This window comes from Anabaena sp. CCY 9910, assembly GCF_963920875.1.
GTDB classification, from domain to species: domain Bacteria; phylum Cyanobacteriota; class Cyanobacteriia; order Cyanobacteriales; family Nostocaceae; genus Trichormus; species Trichormus variabilis.
The window spans coordinates 1-249 of the sequence record NZ_CAWUDJ010000143.1 but is presented as its reverse complement, the minus strand read 5'-3'; the positions used below and the strand labels follow the sequence as shown (position 1 = coordinate 249).

The 249-nt window shown below is 73.5% G+C and carries 1 protein-coding gene; it reads right to left on the bottom strand.

Annotated elements, in window-relative coordinates; all coding sequences use genetic code 11:
* Window positions 1–249, bottom strand: a 249-nt coding sequence (locus ACM5QX_RS29625; protein WP_414756771.1) for a hypothetical protein, incomplete at both ends; no start/stop codon positions are given.

The following is a 249-nucleotide window of genomic DNA, read 5'->3' as shown; positions in this document are numbered from 1 at the left end:
CAGGTCGCCCAGTTGAACCCGAACATCGGCGGCGTCGGCGCGGGTGAGGGCGCCCGAGCGCTCGGCGGCGGTGACGGCGGTTTCCAGCGCGGCCAGCCGCACGCGCGGGGTCTGGGTCGCTACGGGCGGCTGCACGGCGGGACCGTCGCCGACGCGGACGTCCAGCGCATCCAGGCGGGTGTCCAGATCGTTCCGCTCAGCAGCGGTGATGGAGCCCTTGGCGGCGTAGCGGGTCTCAAGCTGGATCAG